Source organism: Duganella sp. SG902 (assembly GCF_013376005.1).
Taxonomy (GTDB): domain Bacteria; phylum Pseudomonadota; class Gammaproteobacteria; order Burkholderiales; family Burkholderiaceae_D; genus Rugamonas.
The window spans coordinates 476,712-495,558 of the sequence record NZ_JABMJK010000004.1 but is presented as its reverse complement, the minus strand read 5'-3'; the positions used below and the strand labels follow the sequence as shown (position 1 = coordinate 495,558).

At 65.5% G+C, this 18,847-nt stretch carries 19 protein-coding genes; 13 read left to right on the top strand and 6 right to left on the bottom strand.

Annotated elements, in window-relative coordinates; all coding sequences use genetic code 11:
• Together FHW83_RS11500 and FHW83_RS11495 are read right to left on the bottom strand one after the other, a co-directional pair.
• On the bottom strand, positions 1 to 510 hold the full coding sequence (locus tag FHW83_RS11500) for a DUF6160 family protein (protein WP_176646486.1): 510 nt from the start codon (positions 508 to 510) through the stop codon (positions 1 to 3).
• Positions 511 to 640: 130 nt separating this feature from the next.
• Entirely contained in the window at positions 641 to 1,150 is a 510-nt protein-coding gene (locus FHW83_RS11495) for a DUF6160 family protein (protein WP_176646485.1), read from the bottom strand.
• Between the two features lie 496 nt (positions 1,151 to 1,646).
• On the opposite strand from FHW83_RS11495, the gene FHW83_RS11490 reads away from it, so the two are divergent.
• The 6 genes from FHW83_RS11490 to FHW83_RS11465 are packed head-to-tail and all read left to right on the top strand — an operon-like array spanning position 1,647 to position 7,296.
• Entirely contained in the window at positions 1,647 to 2,414 is a 768-nt protein-coding gene (locus FHW83_RS11490; RefSeq protein ID WP_176646484.1) for a C39 family peptidase, read from the top strand.
• A 23-nt stretch (positions 2,415 to 2,437) separates the two neighbouring features.
• A complete protein-coding gene (locus FHW83_RS11485) occupies positions 2,438 to 3,445 on the top strand; it encodes a transporter (RefSeq protein WP_176646483.1) in 1,008 nt (335 codons plus the stop codon).
• Position 3,446: 1 nt separating this feature from the next.
• Positions 3,447 to 5,048 carry an OmpP1/FadL family transporter gene (locus tag FHW83_RS11480; protein ID WP_176646482.1) on the top strand — a complete coding sequence of 534 codons (1,602 nt, stop codon included), beginning with the start codon at positions 3,447 to 3,449 and terminating at the stop codon, positions 5,046 to 5,048.
• Positions 5,049 to 5,070: 22 nt separating this feature from the next.
• Positions 5,071 to 5,613: a DUF2059 domain-containing protein gene (locus tag FHW83_RS11475; RefSeq protein ID WP_176646481.1), complete on the top strand. Its 543-nt coding sequence runs from the start codon at positions 5,071 to 5,073 to the stop codon at positions 5,611 to 5,613.
• The gene (locus FHW83_RS11470) at positions 5,610 to 6,605 is read left to right on the top strand and encodes an AraC family transcriptional regulator (protein WP_176646480.1); all 996 of its coding nucleotides are present in this window, start codon (positions 5,610 to 5,612) and stop codon (positions 6,603 to 6,605) included. Before FHW83_RS11475 ends, FHW83_RS11470 begins: the two co-directional genes overlap by 4 nt.
• Before the next feature lie 10 nt (positions 6,606 to 6,615).
• Complete coding sequence (locus FHW83_RS11465; RefSeq protein ID WP_176646479.1) at positions 6,616 to 7,296, top strand: hypothetical protein; 681 nt, start codon at positions 6,616 to 6,618, stop codon at positions 7,294 to 7,296.
• 91 nt (positions 7,297 to 7,387) lie between these two features.
• Here the strand turns inward: FHW83_RS11465 and FHW83_RS11460 are convergent, their stop codons facing one another.
• Positions 7,388 to 9,010: a M28 family peptidase gene (locus FHW83_RS11460; protein WP_176646478.1), complete on the bottom strand. Its 1,623-nt coding sequence runs from the start codon at positions 9,008 to 9,010 to the stop codon at positions 7,388 to 7,390.
• A 67-nt stretch (positions 9,011 to 9,077) separates the two neighbouring features.
• Between FHW83_RS11460 and gluQRS the strand changes: the two genes are divergently transcribed.
• Together gluQRS and FHW83_RS11450 are read left to right on the top strand one after the other, a co-directional pair.
• A complete protein-coding gene (gene gluQRS / locus FHW83_RS11455; protein ID WP_176646477.1) occupies positions 9,078 to 9,989 on the top strand; it encodes a tRNA glutamyl-Q(34) synthetase GluQRS in 912 nt (303 codons plus the stop codon).
• Between the two features lie 42 nt (positions 9,990 to 10,031).
• Entirely contained in the window at positions 10,032 to 11,510 is a 1,479-nt protein-coding gene (locus FHW83_RS11450) for a CYTH and CHAD domain-containing protein (RefSeq protein WP_176646476.1), read from the top strand.
• Here the strand turns inward: FHW83_RS11450 and FHW83_RS11445 are convergent, their stop codons facing one another.
• The 3 genes from FHW83_RS11445 to FHW83_RS11435 all read right to left on the bottom strand — a co-directional run bounded on the left by FHW83_RS11445 (position 11,511) and on the right by FHW83_RS11435 (position 13,565).
• Entirely contained in the window at positions 11,511 to 11,894 is a 384-nt protein-coding gene (locus FHW83_RS11445) for a hypothetical protein (protein WP_176646475.1), read from the bottom strand. It lies immediately after the preceding gene.
• 37 nt (positions 11,895 to 11,931) lie between these two features.
• On the bottom strand, positions 11,932 to 12,528 hold the full coding sequence (locus FHW83_RS11440; protein WP_176646474.1) for a LysE family translocator: 597 nt from the start codon (positions 12,526 to 12,528) through the stop codon (positions 11,932 to 11,934).
• Positions 12,529 to 12,629: 101 nt separating this feature from the next.
• Positions 12,630 to 13,565: a LysR family transcriptional regulator gene (locus tag FHW83_RS11435; RefSeq protein ID WP_176646473.1), complete on the bottom strand. Its 936-nt coding sequence runs from the start codon at positions 13,563 to 13,565 to the stop codon at positions 12,630 to 12,632.
• 96 nt (positions 13,566 to 13,661) lie between these two features.
• On the opposite strand from FHW83_RS11435, the gene FHW83_RS11430 reads away from it, so the two are divergent.
• The 5 genes from FHW83_RS11430 (at position 13,662) to FHW83_RS11410 (ending at position 18,841) form a co-directional block, all read left to right on the top strand.
• Positions 13,662 to 14,372 (top strand): HAD family hydrolase, encoded by a 711-nt coding sequence (locus tag FHW83_RS11430; protein WP_176646472.1) that lies wholly within the window; start codon positions 13,662 to 13,664, stop codon positions 14,370 to 14,372.
• Positions 14,373 to 14,399: 27 nt separating this feature from the next.
• Positions 14,400 to 15,671, top strand: coding sequence for an NAD(P)/FAD-dependent oxidoreductase (locus FHW83_RS11425; protein ID WP_176646471.1), 1,272 nt, complete (start codon positions 14,400 to 14,402; stop codon positions 15,669 to 15,671).
• 128 nt (positions 15,672 to 15,799) lie between these two features.
• Positions 15,800 to 17,332 carry a hypothetical protein gene (locus tag FHW83_RS11420; protein WP_176646470.1) on the top strand — a complete coding sequence of 511 codons (1,533 nt, stop codon included), beginning with the start codon at positions 15,800 to 15,802 and terminating at the stop codon, positions 17,330 to 17,332.
• Entirely contained in the window at positions 17,325 to 17,855 is a 531-nt protein-coding gene (locus FHW83_RS11415; RefSeq protein ID WP_176646469.1) for a DinB family protein, read from the top strand. The genes FHW83_RS11420 and FHW83_RS11415 overlap by 8 nt, the downstream gene beginning before the upstream one ends.
• Positions 17,852 to 18,841: a 2-hydroxyacid dehydrogenase gene (locus tag FHW83_RS11410; protein ID WP_176646468.1), complete on the top strand. Its 990-nt coding sequence runs from the start codon at positions 17,852 to 17,854 to the stop codon at positions 18,839 to 18,841. Before FHW83_RS11415 ends, FHW83_RS11410 begins: the two co-directional genes overlap by 4 nt.
• Positions 18,842 to 18,847: the final 6 nt, after the last annotated feature.

The window sequence follows — 18,847 nt, the reverse complement described above, 5'->3', positions numbered from 1 at the left end:
TTAGTGAGCGAAGATCCACACGGTGGTGCCGCGCATGTCGATCTGGTTCATCGCGACCGAGCCGAACGAGGCGGCATTGTTGCCCATCTTGATCGAGTCGACCGACACGTTCAGGTAGTGGCCGTCCGCCACTACGGTCGACGGGATGGCGATCTGCACCACGTCGCCGCCGGTGGCCGGGTTGTAGAAGGTGCCTGGATTGGTCACGCCAGCGGCGCCGGCCGCGGCCAGGAAGGAGTTCTTCGACAGGATGTCGATGTTGGCGGCGATCAGGCCGTTGACCTTGATGCCGTTGAACGACACCGAGCCGCCGCCCAGACCGTTGGCGTCGAGCGCGTCGGTGTCGGTGTAGGTGAAGGAGTTGATCTTGATGTTCAGGTTGGCGGCGATCGACACGCCGTCCTGGCCGCTGACCGTGCTCAGCTCCGCGTCTTGAATTGGGGTCATGGCCGATGCCGAGAAAGCCACGGTTGCCAGGGCTGCCGCGATTGCGGTTTTGAAGAATTGCATGTGATCGTCTCCGTTAATGGTTTTTTATCGCTGTGTGTTTTTTTGATACTGCGGGACCAGTGTATGGTCCCGCAGTCGGTACCGTCCATGACTCCTCAGGCCAAGCTACAGGCCTGGGAAGCCGCGCCGATTAGTGCGCGAAGATCCAGACGGTGGTGCCGCGCATGTCGATCTGGTTCATCGCGACCGAACCGAACGAGGCAGCGTTGTTGCCCATCTTGATCGAGTCGACCGACACGTTCAGGTAGTGGCCGTCCGCCACCACGGTCGATGGGATGGCGATCTGCACCACGTCGCCGCCGGTGGCTGGGTTGTAAAAGGTGCCTGGGTTGGTCACGCCAGCGGCGCCGGCCGCGGCCAGGAAGGAGTTCTTCGACAGGATGTCGATGTTGGCGGCGATCAGGCCGTTGACCTTGATGCCATTGAACGACACCGAGCCGCCGCCCAGGCCGTTGGCATCGAGCGCGTCGGTGTCGGTGTAGACGAAGGAATCGATCTTGATGTTCAGGTTGGCGGCGATCGACACGCCGTCCTGGCCGCTGACGGTGCTCAGTTCCGCGTCCTGGATCGGGGTCATGGCCGATGCCGAGAAGGCCAGGGTTGCCAGGGCTGCTGCGACTGCGGATTTGATGATTTGCATTTGGTATCTCCGGTTGTATGAGTAAGTTTTTTATCTGGGCTCACGGCCGTGCGGCACGCCCAACGCTCCGGGTAGGAGCACCGGCGCGCCGCGCTCCGGTCCGTGAAAATCTTAATATTTGAATATTAATTAAATTAATCATATGAGTCGGCCACGCCACGGGTCCAGCATGTCGCGCTGACCGCGAAAGCCAACGACTTGGCCCTGCGAGCCATCCAGAGTGAGCGCTGTGTTGTGCGCCTGTTGCGTGCCGTAGCATAAGTTTCAAGCCAAAACCTAGAGTCACATTTCTAAAAAAGGAGATGCGGCGGCGCGAAAAACCATGCGTTAATGACTTACAAAAATGAAAAGACGAGTTGTCGCTTAAATAAAGCACGACCGTTCTAATCGAGAACATTGGAGACACAGCATGAAACCAGCACTGGGGCGCCGGACGCCTCTGGGCGGAGCCTACGCCCGAACTTTTTCCCGCCTGCGCGCGCACGTGGTCTGAACCATGCTGGCACTACTGCTGGGCGTACTCGCCGCCATCATTGGCGGCGCCGGTGTCATGTCCCGACACGAACCACAAGACCGTCCCAAGGACCAGTACGAGATGCCGCAGACTCTGCTGGGCGGGGGCGCCTACGTGCAATCGGTGCGGCTGGAGCCGTTTTCCGAGCTCAAGTACAAGCACATCGTGCGGCAAGCGTTTGACTACAGCTGCGGCTCAGCCGCGCTGGTGACCATCCTCAACTACCACCTCGGCGTGATGGTCAACGAGCAGCAGGCCATGGAAGGCATGCTGGAGAAAGGCGAAAAGGACAAGATCATCGAGCGGCGCGGCTTCTCGCTGCTGGACATGAAGCGCTACGTCGGTTCCATGGGCCTGTCCGGCGCCGGCTTCAAGGCCGAGATCAAGGATTTGAAAACGCTGGACGAACCGGCCATCGTGCCGATCGACTACGCCGGCTCCAAGCACTTCGTGGTGTTGCGCGGCATCCGCGATGGCGTGGTGTACATCGCCGATCCGTCGGCCGGCAACATCGTGTTCTCGGTGGAGGAATTCGCCCGCTGGTGGGACAAGAACACCCTGTTCATCATCTCGCCGGCCCAGGGCCAGCAACCGCTGCGCCAGCTCGCCCTGAGCGACCAGGAACTGGGCGTGGTCGACATGGACCGCGTGACCGGCAAGGGCCGGCAAGACCCTCTCAGCAATTCGGCGCAACTGCTGATGCGCGCCGTGAACTCGGGCGCCGCCGGCACCTGGATGCACCGCAACTAATCCCCCTCTCACAAGGAAGTCCCATGATGTTACGCACCATATCCCTTGCCGTATTCATCGCGTTTGCCGCCGCGCCCGTGCTGGCCCAGCAGGCAAGCAGCGCGCCCGCCACCGCCGACGCCGCGCGCGACGCGCTGGCAAAAAAAGAAGGCGAAGGCGACCAGAGCGCCCTGCTCAAGCAGACGCTGACGGCGGTCGACAAGCAATACACGCTGATCCGCCGCAACCAGCTGGCGCTGACCTATGACGTCAGCTACAGCTACGTGGGCGAGGAGCGCATCGTCACCGACATCGCCAACGGCAGCGCCAGCCTGTTCAACATCGAGAACAACAACTCGCACACCGTGACCAACACCTTCTCGGCCGACTACGGCGTGCGCGACAACCTGACCGCCAACGTCACCCTGCCGCTGATCTCGCGCTACGCCGACACCGCCGCGCGCAGCGGCCTGTCCAACTCGATCGGTGACATCGGCGTGGGCGCGCGCTGGCAGCCGTTCGAGGCACGGCGCGACCAGCCGGGCCTGACGCTGACCAGCAACGTGCGCCTGCCGACCGGCCGCAGCCCGTTCAAGATCATCGCCGGCAGCGGCGAAGCCACCGGCAGCGGCGTCGGCGCCGCCACCGTGGGCGTCAACGTCAACAAGATCGTCGATCCGGTCGCCCTGTTCGGCTCGCTCAACTTCACCGCCAGCCTGCCGGCCAAGAACCTGTGGCAGGTGAACGGCTCGCGCATCCTGACGCGCGTGGCGCCGGGACCGAGCGTGGGCTTCGGCCTCGGTTTCGCGTATGCGCTGTCGTACGGCATCTCCACCACGATCTCCTTCCAGGAGGCGATCTCGGCCGGTTCCAAGCTGCGCTTTGCCGACGGCCTGGAAGCCAAGACCCATATGCAAACCTCGGGCATCCTGAACCTGGGCCTGGGCTACCGCATCTCGCCCAAGACCACGGTCAACTTCTCGGTCGGCATCGGCCTGACGCCGGACTCGCCCAACCTGATCGTTGGCATGAACCTGCCGCTGAGCTTCTGACATGCGCCGCCCCGCCATCGCTACCGCCGTGGCCGGCACGCTCAGCGTGTTCTTGCCGGCGCATGCCGCGCTGACCGAAAACCTCACCACCAGCGTGGTGGCGATGGCCATGGGCAACGCCGTGACAGCCGACCCGCCCGGCATCGCCTCGATCCACTTCAACCCGGCCGGTCTGGCGCGGCTGGAGGGCGACAGCGAAAGCATCCATAACTTCGTGGCCTCGATCCGCACCAGCGCCAGCTTCAAGCCGGGTCCCAACTTCGACGTCGGCGGCTGGCGCGACGATCCGCTATCCAACACCTCCACCGGTCCGGTGCGGCAAGTGATGTACGTGCCCGGCTACGGCATGCCGGGCTGGCGCCTGCCGGCGGTGGCCGTGCCCGGCATCGGCATGGCGTGGAACAAGCCCGGTTCGCCGTGGACCTTCGCCACCGACAGCTATATGGCGCAGGCCATGAGCCTGGACCGCACCACCGATCCCAACGATCCCGGCCAGTACCAGGGACGGCAGTTGCAGATCCAGCGGCTGGTGTACGCCTCGCCCTCGGTCGGCTACAAATATTCCGACACGCTGCGCTTCGGCGTGTCGGTGCCGATCGCGCACGCGGCCTTCGTGGTCGACACCAATATGCGCTTCCCCAATGAACTGCTGGGCGTGTTCGGCCAACTGCAAAAAGGCTGGTGCCCGGAGGACGGCGGCAACATCATCGACGTGTTCGGCTTTGGCGTGTGCGGCGGCGGCAAGGATGGCATGGTCAGCCCGTTCAAGAAGGCCGCCAACATGCGGCTGGAGCTGACGGTGCCGTTCGACCCCACCATCAACCTCGGCGTACTGTGGGAGCCGTCGCCCAAGTTCGCGCTGGGCGCGGTGTTCCAGAGCGGATCGAAAACCCACTACACCGGCAGCTACGTCTTCACCACCGAGCCGATGCTGCGCAACTTCGTGCGCGGCATGAACGCCAGCCTGCTGGGACCGATCGCGGGCGCGGTGCTGGGCTTTCCCAGCTCCATCCCGGCGGTACAGAAGGGCAATATGAGCGCCACCATCCCCTTCCCGGCGCACCTGCAGGTGGGGGTGAAGCTCAAGCCGGTCAAATACATCCAGCTCAACGTCGACGCCAGCTACGCGCGCTGGAGCGACTGGGACGCGCTGCGCTTCCAGTTCGACCAGAGCGTCAAGCTGCTGGAGGTGGCGCGGCTGTACGGCATCCCCGACTCGGGCAAGCTGATCATCCCGCGCGGCTACAAGAGCGTGGTCAACCTGGCGTATGGCTTGCAATTGAACCCACTCGACCGCTTGTCGATCCGGCTCGGCTACGAGCCGCGCAAGACCTCGGTCCCGGCCAACAAGATCGACCTGCTGGCGCCGCTGCCCGACACCAAGCTGCGCAGCTTCGGCGTGGGCTACCGGATCAGCAAGAACCTCGACATCAACGTCACCGGTTCCTACATGACCGGCAAGTTCAACACGCCGGCCAACACCAGCTGCAATATGAACTGCAACACCTTCCTCAACGTGATTTACAACCCGTACGCGGGACAGGACGTACGCGGCGACATCCACGTCCGCTACTTCGGCTTCGAATTGAACAAGCGTTTTTGATTTACCCTTGGAGGAGCATAAAATGAAAAAAGCCAAACACGGTCTGATGCTGCTGGCCTTGAGCGCGGCCTGCCTCGGCGCGCACGCCGCGCCGGTGCCGCCGGCCAAGCAGGCGCTGGTGGATCAAGTCCTCAAGCTGTGGAACATCGACACCATCGGCCAATCCATGCTGCAGGTGCCGGTGGCCGACGCGGTGCAGCAGGCGCGCGCCATGCTGCAGGGCCGCGCGGCGCCTGAGAAGCGCGACGCCGCCATGAACGACATCGTCGGCGAGGCCAAGCAATTCATGGCCGAGGCCACGCCGATCACGCGCGCCAGCGCCGACAAGCTGATCCCCACCACCATCGCCCCGCTGCTGGCCGAGCGCTACACCGAGGAGGAGCTCAAGCAACTGATCGCCATCCTGGAATCGCCGGTCAAGAAAAAATTTGAAGCCATGCTGCCTGAAATGCAGAAAACCCTGGGCGAAGGCGTGGCCGCCGACACCCGGCCGGTGATCGATCCCAAGCTGCAGGGCCTGAAAGAAAAAATCGGCCTGCGTCTGCGCGCCGCGGTCACGCCATGACGTACTCCTCCGCCCTGCATCTGGTGCGCGGCGTGAAATCGCGCCTGGCGCAATCCGGCGTGCAAGCAGAAGCGCTGTTTGCACAGGCCGGCCTGGACGAAGGCGATGGCATCGCGTGCGACGCCCTCACCCTGTCGGACAAACTGAGCCACCTGTGGGAGCTGCTGGTGGCGCAATCGGGCGACCCGCTGATCGGGCTGAAAATCTCCACCCCGCACCGGCTGGGCTGGCTGGGGGTGATGGGCCACATCATGCTGGTCTCGCCCACCGTGCAAAGCTCGATCGAGCGCTGCCACGGCCACACGCGCGTGGGGCTGGTGCTGCCCGGGGCGCGGCGCGCGGTGCCGCGGCAGCGCTACGACTTCGTCTGGTGCGTGCTGTTGCGTTCGCTGCGCTGCGCGGCCGGGCGCGACGACATCGCGCCGGTGGTGGTCGAATACAACTTCCCGTCCCCGGCCAACGCCCACGCGTACGAGGAAACCTTCGGCTGCCCGGTGCGTTTCGACATGCCGCACAACGTCATGGAATTTTCCGACACCGACCTGGTGTCGGCGCTGCCGGCCAATCCGCCGCTGGTCGACGGCGGCGGCGAGCGCGTGCTGGCCACGCTGGCGGCGGCGCAACCGCCGACCTTCAGCGCCAAGGTGCAATCGCTGCTGGCCAGCCTGTTGCCGAAAGGCCCGCCGCACCGCGACGACGTGGCGGCGCAAATGATGATGAGCGAGCGCACCCTGCAGCGGCGGCTGGCGGAGGAAGGCACCAGCTTCACCAACCTGGTCGACGACACCCGGCGCGAGCTGGCGCGGCAATCGCTGTGCGCCGGCGAGCTGTCGCTGAAGATGTTGAGCTTCCAGCTGGGCTTTTCCGAGCCGAGCGCGTTCTACCGCGCGTGCAAGCGCTGGTTCGGCATGGCGCCGTCCGACATCCAGCACCAGGCCCATCAGCCGGGGCCGGGGCCGGACGTGCTGCAGGCGCCGCGCAAATCCGATTAAGGAGAACCCTATGGGATGGCTATCGAGCAACCAGAACAAATCGATGCTGGGTCAGCTGCTGGTCAAACAGCGGCTGATTACCGAGGAACAGCTGGCCAGCGCGATCGCACTGCAGCGCCAGACTGGCCAGCGGCTGGGCGACATCTTCGCCGAGCTCAACCTGATCACCCAGGAGCACATCGACAACGCCCTGCGCAAGCAGCGGCGGCTGCGGATGGCGGCGGCGATCGCCACCTCGCTGCTGGCGCCGCTGGAAACCTACGCCGCGTCGGCGCTACCGGCGGCGGCGCTGACGGCCAGCGCGCCGGTCAGCAACCGCGCGCTACGCGCCTTGAGCGAAGAAGAGCTGGGCGACACCTCGGCGCAGGGCCTCAGTGACGACCTGGTCAACGCCGTCAAGCACGCGCGCGGCAACAGCCTGGAAGTGGTGGGCGAGATGAGCAAGCTGCTCAACCCGGTGCTGGGCTTCCTGGAAGCCGACACCGTCATGAAAAACGTGGTCTACGACCCGAGCAAGGCGGCGGCGACGATCAACCAGGACGGCAGCCTGACGCTGAGCCTGCCGTCCTCGATTGGCGAAATCGCCTTCAACAACATCCGGGTAAAAGGCACCGAGGGCAGCAGCTTCGGCAGCATCTCCATCAAAGGCATCGACCTGAGCGGCACCACCATCACCCTCGGTTTCCGCTGAACTCCGGGGTCAGGTCCTCCATTTCTACACGGCCTCAGCCGTAGCGTCCCGCTACGGCTGAGGCCGTGTAGAAATGGAGGACCCCGGATTGTTAGTTGCGGGGGACGGCGAAGGCGTCGCCGGCTTTCCATTCGGGCAGCTTGGCGCCGTCGGCGATCAGGCGGCCCAGGTTCAGGGTGTATTGCGCGGTCTGCACCATCCCGGACAGGTCCCAGCCCGGGTCGTATTCGTCGCTGACCTGGTGGTAGCGCTTGCCGTAGGCTTCGGCCTTGGCTTTGGCGCCCGCCGGGTCCTTGATGTAGTCGCGGCCCGAGGTGATCGAGAACGCCGGTACGCCATTTTTGGCGAAGTTGAAGTGGTCGCTGCGGAAGTAGCCGCCCGCCAGGTCGGGCTTGGCCGCCGCTATCTGCAGGCCCATGCCCTTGGCCGCCGTTTCAGCCAGCTTGCCCAGCTCGGTACGCTCGCTGCCTTGCGCGCCGATGTCGCGCGTGGCGCCGACGAAGTTCAGGCTGTCGAGGTTGAGGTTGGCCGCCGTTTTCGCCATCGGCCACAGCGGCGACGAGGCGTACGCGGCGCTACCCAGCAGCCCCTGCTCTTCCGCCGCCACCCACAGGAACATCTGGCTGCGCTTGGCCGGCGCCTTGCGCGCCTGCTCCGCCATCGCCAGCAGCGCCGCCGAGCCGGAGGCGTTGTCCACCGCGCCGTTGAAGATGGTATCGCCCGTATCGCCCTGCTTGCCGAGGTGGTCCCAGTGCGCGCTGTAGATCACCACTTCATCCTTGAGCTTGGGATCCGTGCCCGGCACCACCGCCGCCACGTTGAATTGCTCGACCTTGCGCACCGCCGCCTTCATCTCGCCATTCAGCCTGGCCGCCAGGGGCACCGGCTTGAAGTCTTTTTTCTCGGCGGCGGCGCGCAGCGCGTCCAGATCCTGCCCGGCCGCCGTGAACAGGGCGCGCGCGGTGTCGTCGGTGATCCAGCCCTGCAGCGGCGTGCCCAGCGTGCCCGCCGCCAGCTGGAAACGCTCCACGCCCGACCAGCTGTTCTGGATCACGCTCCAACCGTACGACGCGGTCGGCGTGGTGTGGATCAGCAGCACGCCCGCCGCGCCCTGGCGCTGCGCTTCCTCGAATTTGTAGGTCCAGCGGCCGTAGTAGGTCAGCCCTTTGCCGTTGAAGCGGTTCGGCTGCTCGGCGGTCGGCTGCGGGTCGTTGACCATCATGACCAGCACTTTGCCTTTCAGGTCCACGCCCTTGAAATCGTTCCACTGCTCGTCCGGCGCGGTGATGCCGTAACCGACGAACACCAGCTCGGCGTTGAAGTCGTGCGCGGCGGTCGCGTCGCCCGGCGCGAACACCCAGTCCTTGCCGAAGGCGATGTCGAGCGGCTTGCCGCCCGCTTCCAGCCTCAGCGTGCTCTCGGCCGGCAGCGTCTTCACGCCGGCGATCCGCACCGACTGGCGGAAGCTGTCGCCATTGCCCGGCTTGAGGCCCAGCGCCATGGCCTGCGCCTCCAGATACGCCACGGTCAGGTCGCCGCCGCGCTGGCCGGTGCCGCGGCCTTCCAGCAGGTCGCTGGCCAGGAACGACAGGTGGGCGCGCAACGGCGCCTCCTGCACCAGCGCGGCCTTGCCCGCGTCGGCGTGAGCCGGGATTGCCAGCGCCAGGCTCATGGCCAGTGCGGAGGCAGCTAAGGATGTCTTCATTTTTTGCATGATGTCCTGAGTGCGTAAATGGTCGGTGCGGGATTTCCGCGCGCACATTGTATGCGAAAATATCGGCATGACCGCTCGACCTCCCTACATCGGCCGCTTCGCGCCCTCGCCCACCGGCCCCCTGCACATCGGCTCGCTGGTGGCCGCCATCGCCAGCTATCTCGACGCCAAGGTCCACCACGGCCAGTGGCTGGTGCGCATCGAGGACGTGGACGGCGCCCGCAACGTGGAGGGCGCCGACCAGCACATCCTGCAGTCGCTGCGACGCTGCGGCATGCTGTGGGATGGCGAGGTGACCTGGCAAACCCAACGTTATCCGCTCTACCAGCGGGCGCTGGAGCAATTGGGCGACCTGGTCTACCCCTGCGGCTGCTCGCGCCGCGAGATCGCCGATTCGCAGGTGAACCAGTCGCTCAGCCCCCACCACGCGCCGATCTACCCCGGCACCTGCCGCCACGGCTTGGCGCCCGGCAAGGTGGGCCGTGCGCTGCGCGTGAAAGTGCCGCAGTCGCCGCACTGCGTGCTGTCGTTCGAGGACCGCTGGTTCGGCCACTACCGCCAGGACCTGACCGCCGAGGTGGGCGATTTCATCATCGTCCGCGCCGACCGCTATTGGGCTTATCAGTTGGCGGTGGTGGTGGACGACGGCGCGCAAGGCATCACCGACATCGTGCGCGGTGTCGATTTGATCGATTCCACGCCGCGCCAGCTTTACCTGCAACAGGTGCTGGGACTGCCGCGGCCCAGCTATCTGCACGTGCCGGTGGTGCTGAACGAGAACGGCGACAAGATGTCCAAGCAGACCGGGGCGATCGCCTTCGACGATGGCAGCGATCCGCAACAATTGTTGCGCAACGCCATGCTGCCGGCCGCGCGCTTCCTCGGGCTCGATATACAGGCGGAAACGATCGATGCCTTCTGGCGCGCCGCCGTGCCTGCCTGGGCGCAACTATTGCAAACCCTGCCGCGTCAGCCTTAAAAACGTGCGCCGCCGCCCGCCGGTTTTGCCTACACTGCGCTGATGGAAGTCGAACTCAAACTCCTGCTCTCTCCGGAGGACAACGACAAGCTGCCGCACCACCCGCTGCTGGACATGCCCGCGCGCGTGCGTCAACTGAACGCGCGCTATTTCGACACGCCCGATCTGCATCTGCTGCGTCACGGCGCCGGCCTGCGCGTGCGCAAGGAGGACGGCGAATGGGTACAGACCATGAAGGCCGGCGGCAGCGTGCAAAGCGGCCTGCATAGCCGCAACGAATGGGAGGGCGTGGTCGATCGCTGCTGGCCGCGCCTCGGCAAGCTGCGCAAGCTGGTTGGCGATGACGAGCACTGGTTGTCCGTGCTGGATGCTCCCGATCTCAAGCACCGCCTGGAATCGCTGTTCACGGTGAACGTGCGGCGTCATACCTGGGAAGTGGAAAGCGCCGGCAACCGCATCGAGGTCGCGCTGGACGTTGGCCACATCGAGCGCAAGGCACACAAGGTGCCGGTCAACGAGATCGAACTGGAATTGAAGGAAGGCGATCCCGCCGGCCTGTACGCGTTCGCCCTGCAACTTCTGGAAGACATCCCGCTACGCATCAGCAATATCAACAAGGCGCAGCGCGGCTACATGCTGGTGCGCGAAGCCGGCCACGCGCCGTTCCGCGCGCAGGCGCTGGAGCTGGACGCCGGCGCCAGCTTGTCCGAGGCCCTGCTGGCGGTGCTCGGCAACTGCCTGGAACACATCCAGCGCAACGAGATCGCGGTGGTGGAAGGTCACGATCCCGAAACTCTGCATCAGATGCGTGTCGGCGTGCGCCGCCTGCGCTCCGCGCTCAAGCTGTTCTCCGCCGTGGCGCCCTGCCCGCCGGCGCTGCTGGAGGATGTCGGCTGGCTCGGCACACAGCTCGGCGCCGCGCGCGATTGGGACGTGCTGCTGTCATCGACGTTGTCGCGCATCGACGCGCCGCAAATGGAACTGCAAGCGCTGGCACTGGAAACCGCCCACGCCAAACGCCACGAAGCCGTGCAAGCGATACGCGCGCCGCGCTACACGCATCTGATGCTGACGCTGGGATCATGGATGCTGCAGGCCGCGCCGCTGCTGGATGGGGCGGCGGCCAGGTTCTCGCGCCAGAGCATGCAGCACCTGCACAAGTCGCTGCTCAAGCGCGCCAATCGCATGAACGCGGATGATCCGGCCAGCGCCCACCGCACCCGCATCGCCGCCAAGCGCGCCCGCTACGCGCTGGAGTTCTTCCATTCGCTGTATCGCGCCAAGGGAACGCACACTTATCTGAAAACCCTCGCCGCCGTGCAGGAGGAACTGGGACAGCACAACGACGTGGTGGTGGCCGAACGGCTGCTGCAGGAATTGGCGCAGCGGCATCCGCAATCGGCCGGCGCGATCCAGTTCGCGCGCGGCTATCTGGTGGCGCAGCAGGCCGCGCGGCCGGCCGACCTGAATCAGATCCGCGACCGCCTGCACGCGCTGCGGCTACCGCACGCCAGGCACTGATCAGCGGCGCCCCTGCTTGACGCTGACGTTCCAGCTCAGGGTGCCGGGACATTGGGCCTGCCGCACGGCGGCCAGCGTGTCATCGGCCTCGGTGCTGGCCTGCGCATATTCCTTGCGGCCGGAAACCTTGAAGTGCAGCGCCGGCACGGCCGTGCTGGCGGTTTTGGACAGCGTCGGCGTGAAACCGCGCTCGGTCAGGATCTTGCGGCAGGCGTCCATGCCGGTCAGCTTGTCCGATTCGATCTCGATGCTGAACACCCAGCTTTCCACATAACCGCGCGCGGCGCGTTCCGGCACCGGCAGCATCAGGTCCGACGGCAAGGTGGCGGCGTGGGCGGCGCCGGCCAGCAAGGTAGCGATCAACAGCGCGGTGCGACGAAACATGGGCAATCCTTCAAAATCCGGTAAAGCCGCTATGGTATCAGGCCAGCATCGGATACAGGGTCGCCACCAGCAGCAGTGCCATCACGATATTGAAGATGCGGACCGAACGCGGGTCCTGCAGCACGCGGCGCATCGCCACGCCAAACAGCGCCCAGGCGCCCACGCAGAAGATGCCGATCACGCCGAACACTCCCGCCAACAGCGCCACGTCGCCCACCTTGAAGCCCTGCGGCAGATAGGTGGTCAAGGCGCTCAAGGCCATCACCCATGCCTTCGGATTGATCCACTGGAAGGCGGCCGCGCCGAAGAAGCCCATCGGTTTGGACAAGGCGGCCTGCTCGCCGCTCATCGGCGCCGCGTGCGCCAGCTTCCACGCCAGCCAAAGCAGGTAGATGGCGCCGCCGTATTTGAGCACGACCTGCAGCATCGGCACCTGCTCAAACACCGCGTGCAGCCCCATGCCGGTGGCGAAAATCATGAACGCGAAGCCGCAGGTAATGCCGAACAGATGCGGCAGCGATCGCACAAAGCCATAGTTCAGACCCGAGGCCAGGATCATGGCGTTGTTCGGGCCGGGCGTGATGGAACTGACGGCGGCAAAGGTGCACAGGGGCAGCAGCAATTCGAGCGACATGACAATATCCGTGTGTAGAGTGTACTTGCATTGTACGACCAAGTGTACTGGCGCTGACCAGTACACTTATGCAAACAGTTTCCACCACTGTATAGGTGGCTTTACCGATACGATTTGCGCCTGGTGAAGCCTTCCAGCTCGCGCGCCACCAGGTCCTGGCCGTTTTCGATCACAAAATCCTGGAACGAGGCCGCCACTTTCGGAATCGGCTGGTCGCTCAAGTGCATGATGTGCCAGTCCGCCTCCACCAGCTTGATCGGCAGCGTGGCCAGCAGGCCGGCCTTGAATTCCAGTCCGCAGGCGTGCACCGATAAAAAGCCCACGCCCAGCCCCGCCGCCACCATGCGCTTGATCGCCTCGTTGCTCGATACTTCGGAGCCGAATTCCGCCGCGTGGCCTTCTTCGCGCAGCAGCTTCTCCACCGCCGTGCGCGTGCCGGAGCCGCGCTCCCGCACCAGCAGGTTGGCCGCCATGACGTCGTTGAGGGTGACTTTTCTCTTCCTCATCAGCGGGTGCGAGGGACTGGCGACAAAGGCCATCGGATGGCGCGCGAACTTGGCGGCGTTGGTGCGCAGCTCGCGCGGCGGCGTGCCCATGATGGCCAGCTCGATCTCGTGCCGCGCCAGCATGTTGATGATCTCGGTGCGGTTCCCGACCTGCAGCTTGAGGCGCACGTCCGGCCGCTCCAGCGTGAACGGCACCAGCATCGGCGGCAGCAAGTGCTCCGCCGTGGTTACCGCGCCGATGCGCAGCGTACCGGAAGTCACGCCCTGCAGCGCCGCCAGTTCGTCGGTGGCCTGCTCCCACAGCCGCAGGATGCGCTCGGAGAATTCCGCCATCACCTCGCCGGCCGCCGTCAGCTGGATGTTGCGCCCCACCTTGCGCGTGAGCGGAATGCCGGCGATCTCCTCCAGTGTGCGGATTTGCAACGATACGGCGGGCTGCGTGAGGTGCATGGCGTCGGCCGCGCGCGACACGCTCGCGTGGCGTCCCACCAGTACCAGCGACTGTAGCTGGCGAAAACTCGCATGATACATAAGGATTCCTTATCGTTTATCGAATATCTTTAATTTTTCTTTTGTTCATTCTACCCCTATATTGATAATCATCTGACATCGTTGAGCGAGAATACTATGAGCATAGACGTGATCTTCCTGGGACTGGACGGCGTTCTGTTCGATACCGAGGCGCTGCATCTGGCGGCCTGCAACGCGGCGTTCGCCAACGCCGGCCTGTCGGTACGCTGGACCTTGCCGGCGCTGCGCGCGGCGGCCGCCACCCATGGTTACGCCCGCGCCATCGCTGCCGTTGTCGGTGTGCCGCCACTGTCGCGCGAGAAGCAGCGCGTGGCGGAACTGTATGAGGACAAGCACCGCCAGTTCCACCAGGCGATCCTGTCGCGTCCACCGCAGGCGCAAGCGGCCGCGCTGGCGCTGATCGAGGACGCCGCGGACGCCGGCTGCAAGATCTGCATCCTGACCGACCTGCCGGCGCCCGCCACCTCCGCCCTGCTGGACCGCTACTTCGGCGCCGACGTCACCAGCCTGTTTAGCGTGGTCGCGGGCGGTGTCGGCTTCGACAGCGCCACCGGCGCCGGCCCTTACGTCCACGCGCTGAGCGCGGTCGGCGCGGCGCCGCACAACGCCATCGCCATCGACACGGCCGTGCCGGCGCTGCGCGCGGCGGCCGACGCCGGCCTGTGGACCGTCTCCGTCGCGCCATACGGCACCGACGTGGTGCGCCCACGCCAGTTCATCACCTTCGATGCCCTGCATGAGCTGCAGGCCAGCCCCTACACGCCGGATCAGCAACGCCCCGCGGCGGGGCTGCACCGGGCCGCATAGTTTTTTCATCTGTACTGGAGGCGCAATATGGAAACCATCGTCATCGTCGGCGGCGGTGCGGGCGGGCTCGAACTCGCCACCCGTCTTGGAGACACGCTCGGCACCACCAAGCGCGCGCGTATCGTGCTGGTGGACCGCTGGCCCGGCCACTTCTGGAAGCCTTTGCTGCACACGGTCGCTTCCGGAAAATGCGATCCGCAAGTGAGCGAGCTGCCGTTCAGCGCGCAGGCGCTGGATCATGACTTCGAATTCGTGCAGGGCGATATGCTGTGCATGGACCGCGCGCACCAGACCATCACCCTGTCGCCGCGCGACGGCGGCGAAGGCGCCTGCCGCGTGCTGGCCTACGACAAGCTGGTGTTGGCGCTGGGCTCCGTCACCAATTTCTTCGGCGTGCCCGGCGCGCAGGAGCATGCGCTCACGCTGGACAGCGTGGCCGATGCGGAACACTTCCGCCGCCGCTTCTTCGACGCCTGCATCCACGCCGGCGAACATAAGAAGCCGGTGAATGTGGTGATCGTCGGCGGCGGCGCCACCGGCGTAGAGCTGGCGGCGGAATTGAGCAACACCGCGCGCACGCTGGCCGCGTACCGCGTGCACGAACTGGATCCGGAACAGGATATCCGCATCACGCTGATCGAACGCGGGCAGCATTTGCTGCCGCAGCTCGATCCGCTGCAGGCGCAGCGGGCCGCACGCCATCTGCGCTCGCTGGGTATCGATGTGCTGACTTCCACCGCCGTAGCCAGCGTCAGCGCCGGCGCCGTCACCGACGCGGAAGGCAAGGCCCATCCGGCCGATCTGACCTTGTGGGCCGCCGGCGTGGAAGCGCCACCGTTGTGCGCCACGCTGGGACTGAGTGTCAATCACCTGAAGAAAATCATGGTCGATAGCAGTCTGCGATCGACCAACGATAGCCGCATCTATGCGCTGGGCGACTGCGCCAACTACGTCTGCCCGGTCAAAGGCCCGACGCCGCCGCGCGCGCAGGTCGCGCACCAGCAAGCCATGTTCCTGGCCGACCTGCTGGCGCGCAAGGACGACACCCCGCGCCCGGACTTCCGCTATCACGACTATGGCTCGCTGATCTCGCTGGGCCAGCAGGCGGCGGTGGGCGCGCTCACCGGCCCTGTCACCGGCAGGAGTTACCGCGTGGGCGGGTCGATGGCGAGCGTGCTGTATCGGCTGTTGTATCAAAAGCACCTGTTGCAGCTGCATGGCACCGTGCCGATGCTGACCCACACGCTGGCCGACTGGCTGCGCGCAAAAGTGCTGCCGCCGGTAAGACTACACCGCTAAAACCACCTCGTCGTTCCGGCGCAGGCCGGAACCCATGGAACGCGTGCGCTGACACGGCGCCCGCGCTCTATGGATTCCGGCTTTCGCCGGAATGACGACTTGCACGCCATCCGGCCTATAATTAGGTCATGACGACGATAACCTCTCTGAATCGGACCACCCCGCCCGTTGCCAACCCGGCGACGGCTGGCACGTACACGTCCACCAACGGCGCGACCGGCACCACCGGCGCCTCCTCCTCCACCGTGGTATCGCTGGGCGGCGCGGCGGACGGCACGCCGGCCAAGACGCTGGTGTGGGAAAACCGCACCCGTAGCACCGCCGCCAACCTGATGGCGCGCAATTTCAGCGAACAGCCGGCGTCCGGCCGGCTCAAGGGCCTGGGCGGCGAACTGCTGAAGCAGGTGGCTTACGATGGCGAGGACTTTTCGCAAACGGTCCAGCAGGCGCCTGGCGGCGTGCAAGCCGCTACCTACGACATGCTGGTCTCCCCGTCGCAGGTATCGCAGCACGGCATGGGCGACAACCAGATCGCGCTGACCGTCACCACGCGCAGCGGCGTCAAGGTGGATCTGAAGCTGGACGCCGGCGACAACAGCATCGCCATTGAAGCGCACAGCGACGGCAAGCTCAATGAGGCCGAACGCAAGGCGCTGGGCAAGCTGGCCGACGCCTTCCAGGCCTCGATCGACGGGCTGACCGAAGACCCGCCGCGCATCGACCTCGCCGGCCTGACCCAGTTCGATCATGGCGCCCTGTCGTCGGTGGACCTGAAAGCCCAGATCAAGATCACCCCCAAGGAAACGCAGCAACTGGAATTCCATGCCGACGCCACCCGGCGCACGGTCAGTTTCGGCGGCCCGCTGGGCAGCGCCAGCATCGCCGTGGACCTGAGCCAACCCGCCAGCTGGGGCAGCAAGGAGCAGCAGGCCAAGGCGCTCAACAAATACCTGCAACAGGTCGACCAGGCCGGCACGCGCGGACAAGGCAACGGCGCCATGATCTCCATGTTCAAGGACGCCTTCACCGACATGAACAGCGACTACGGCACGCCAGCCATCGCGCCGCGCGCCATCACGCTGACCGACCAGGACCGCGCCATGACCACCGGCCTGGCCGACTTCAACGCGTCGTTCGCGCAGGCCGAGGTGGCGTCCAACCCCGCGCGCATCACCGAGAAGGACAGCTTTGCCTACGAGTTGTCGCAAAAGACCTCCATCACCGGCAGCTCGCAGCTGGACCGCGGTATCTCGCAACAGCAGCAGTCGCACCTGAAAGCGCGCTATCACGCGCCGGTGAAGGCGGATGCGCATCTCGCGCTGGATCTGTCGCCCAACTCACAGAACTACAAGTACGTCACCATCGACGACTCGGCCAGCAGCACCACCAACATCGCCTACGACCAGGGCGTGCTGGCCAAGGCCACGCTGGAGCTGCAGGCGCACCAGTCGGCCCGGGTGCTGACCTACACGCTGGGCAAACTGAAGGACGACCACACCACGCCATCCGGCAAGTCCATGACACGCGACCTGCTCTCGACACTGGAGCCGGAACGCGATGGCCTGCCCGCGCTGAACGATGATGAACGCGCCCAGGTGCTGGCGCGCATCAACGACCAGATGTTCCTGCAATCCAATCCATACGCGATACCGAATGATTGAACACATCGCCCTGCTGGCCCGCTACAACGCGGACATGAACCAGAAGCTGTACGACGCGGCGGCCCAGCTGCCGCCGGACGAATTCACGGCCGACCGCAAGGCCTTCTTCGGCTCCCTGTGCGGCACCCTCGGCCACCTGCTGGCGGCCGACACCATCTGGCTCAAGCGATTCAGCACGCATCCGGCCGGCTTCCCGGCGCTGCAAGCCGCGCACACGCTGCCCCAACCAACCGGCCTGACGCACTCCTTCAGCGCCGATCTGTCCGCGCTGCGCGCCTACCGCGAACAACTGGACGCCATCATCCTCGCATGGGCGCCGCAAGTCACGGAAGCCGACCTGGCGCACACCTTCGAATACCGCAGCATGCGCGGCGACGCCTACCGCCGCCACTTCGGCGGCGTGGTGCTGCACTTCTTTAACCACCAGACCCACCATCGCGGCCAGGCCAGCACGCTGCTGTCGCAAGCCGGCATCGATATCGGCGTGACCGACCTGCTGGTGTGGACGCCGGAACTGCCGTGAAAATCGCCGTCTACAGCGCCCAGCCCTATGACCGCCGCTTCCTCGACGAAGCGCGCGCGCCCGGCATCGAAGCAGCCTACTTCTCCGACCGGCTGGAGCTGGACACCGTGCCGCTGGCGCAAGGCTGCGCCGCCGTGTGCGTATTCGTCAACGACCTGCTGGACGCGCCCGTGCTGCAAGCCCTGCACGCGCTGGGCGTGCGCGCGGTGCTGCTGCGCTGCGCCGGCTTTAACAACGTCGACGTGAAGGAAGGCGCGCGGCTAGGCCTGTTCATGGCGCGCGTGCCGGCCTACGCGCCGGAAGCGGTGGCCGAACACGCATTGGCGCTGGTCATGACCCTGAACCGCCGCACTCACCGCGCCTACGCGCGCGTCCGCGAGGGTAACTTCGCGCTGGACGGCCTGCTGGGCATGACGCTGCACGGCAAGACCGTCGGCATCGTCGGCGCCGGCCAGATCGGCGCGGCCGCCGCACGCATCTTCCACGGCATGGGCTGCAAGGTGCTGGTCAGCGATCCTGCGCCGACGCCGCGACTGGACGGCGTGGCCGAACGCGCCAGCCTCGATGCGGCGCTGTCGCGGTCGGACATCGTCTCGCTGCATTGCCCGCTGCTGGACGCCACCCGCCACATGATTAACACCGCCAGCCTGACGCGCATGAAGCGCGGCGCCATGCTGGTGAACACCTCGCGCGGCGGCTTGATCGACACAGCCGCCGTGATCGAGGCTTTGAAGTCCGGCCAGCTCGGCGCGCTGGCCATCGACGTCTATGAACAGGAGAGCACCCTCTTCTTCCAGGATCACTCCAGCGACATCATTACCGATGATGTCTTCCAACGCCTGATGACCTTCCCCAACGTCCTGGTCACCGGCCACCAAGGCTTCTTTACCGTCGAAGCCATGCGCGAAATCGCCGCCGTCACCTTTTCCAATCTGGCCTGCCATATGCAGGGATCCCCTTGCGCCAACGCGCTACCCACCACCTAGTTCTGA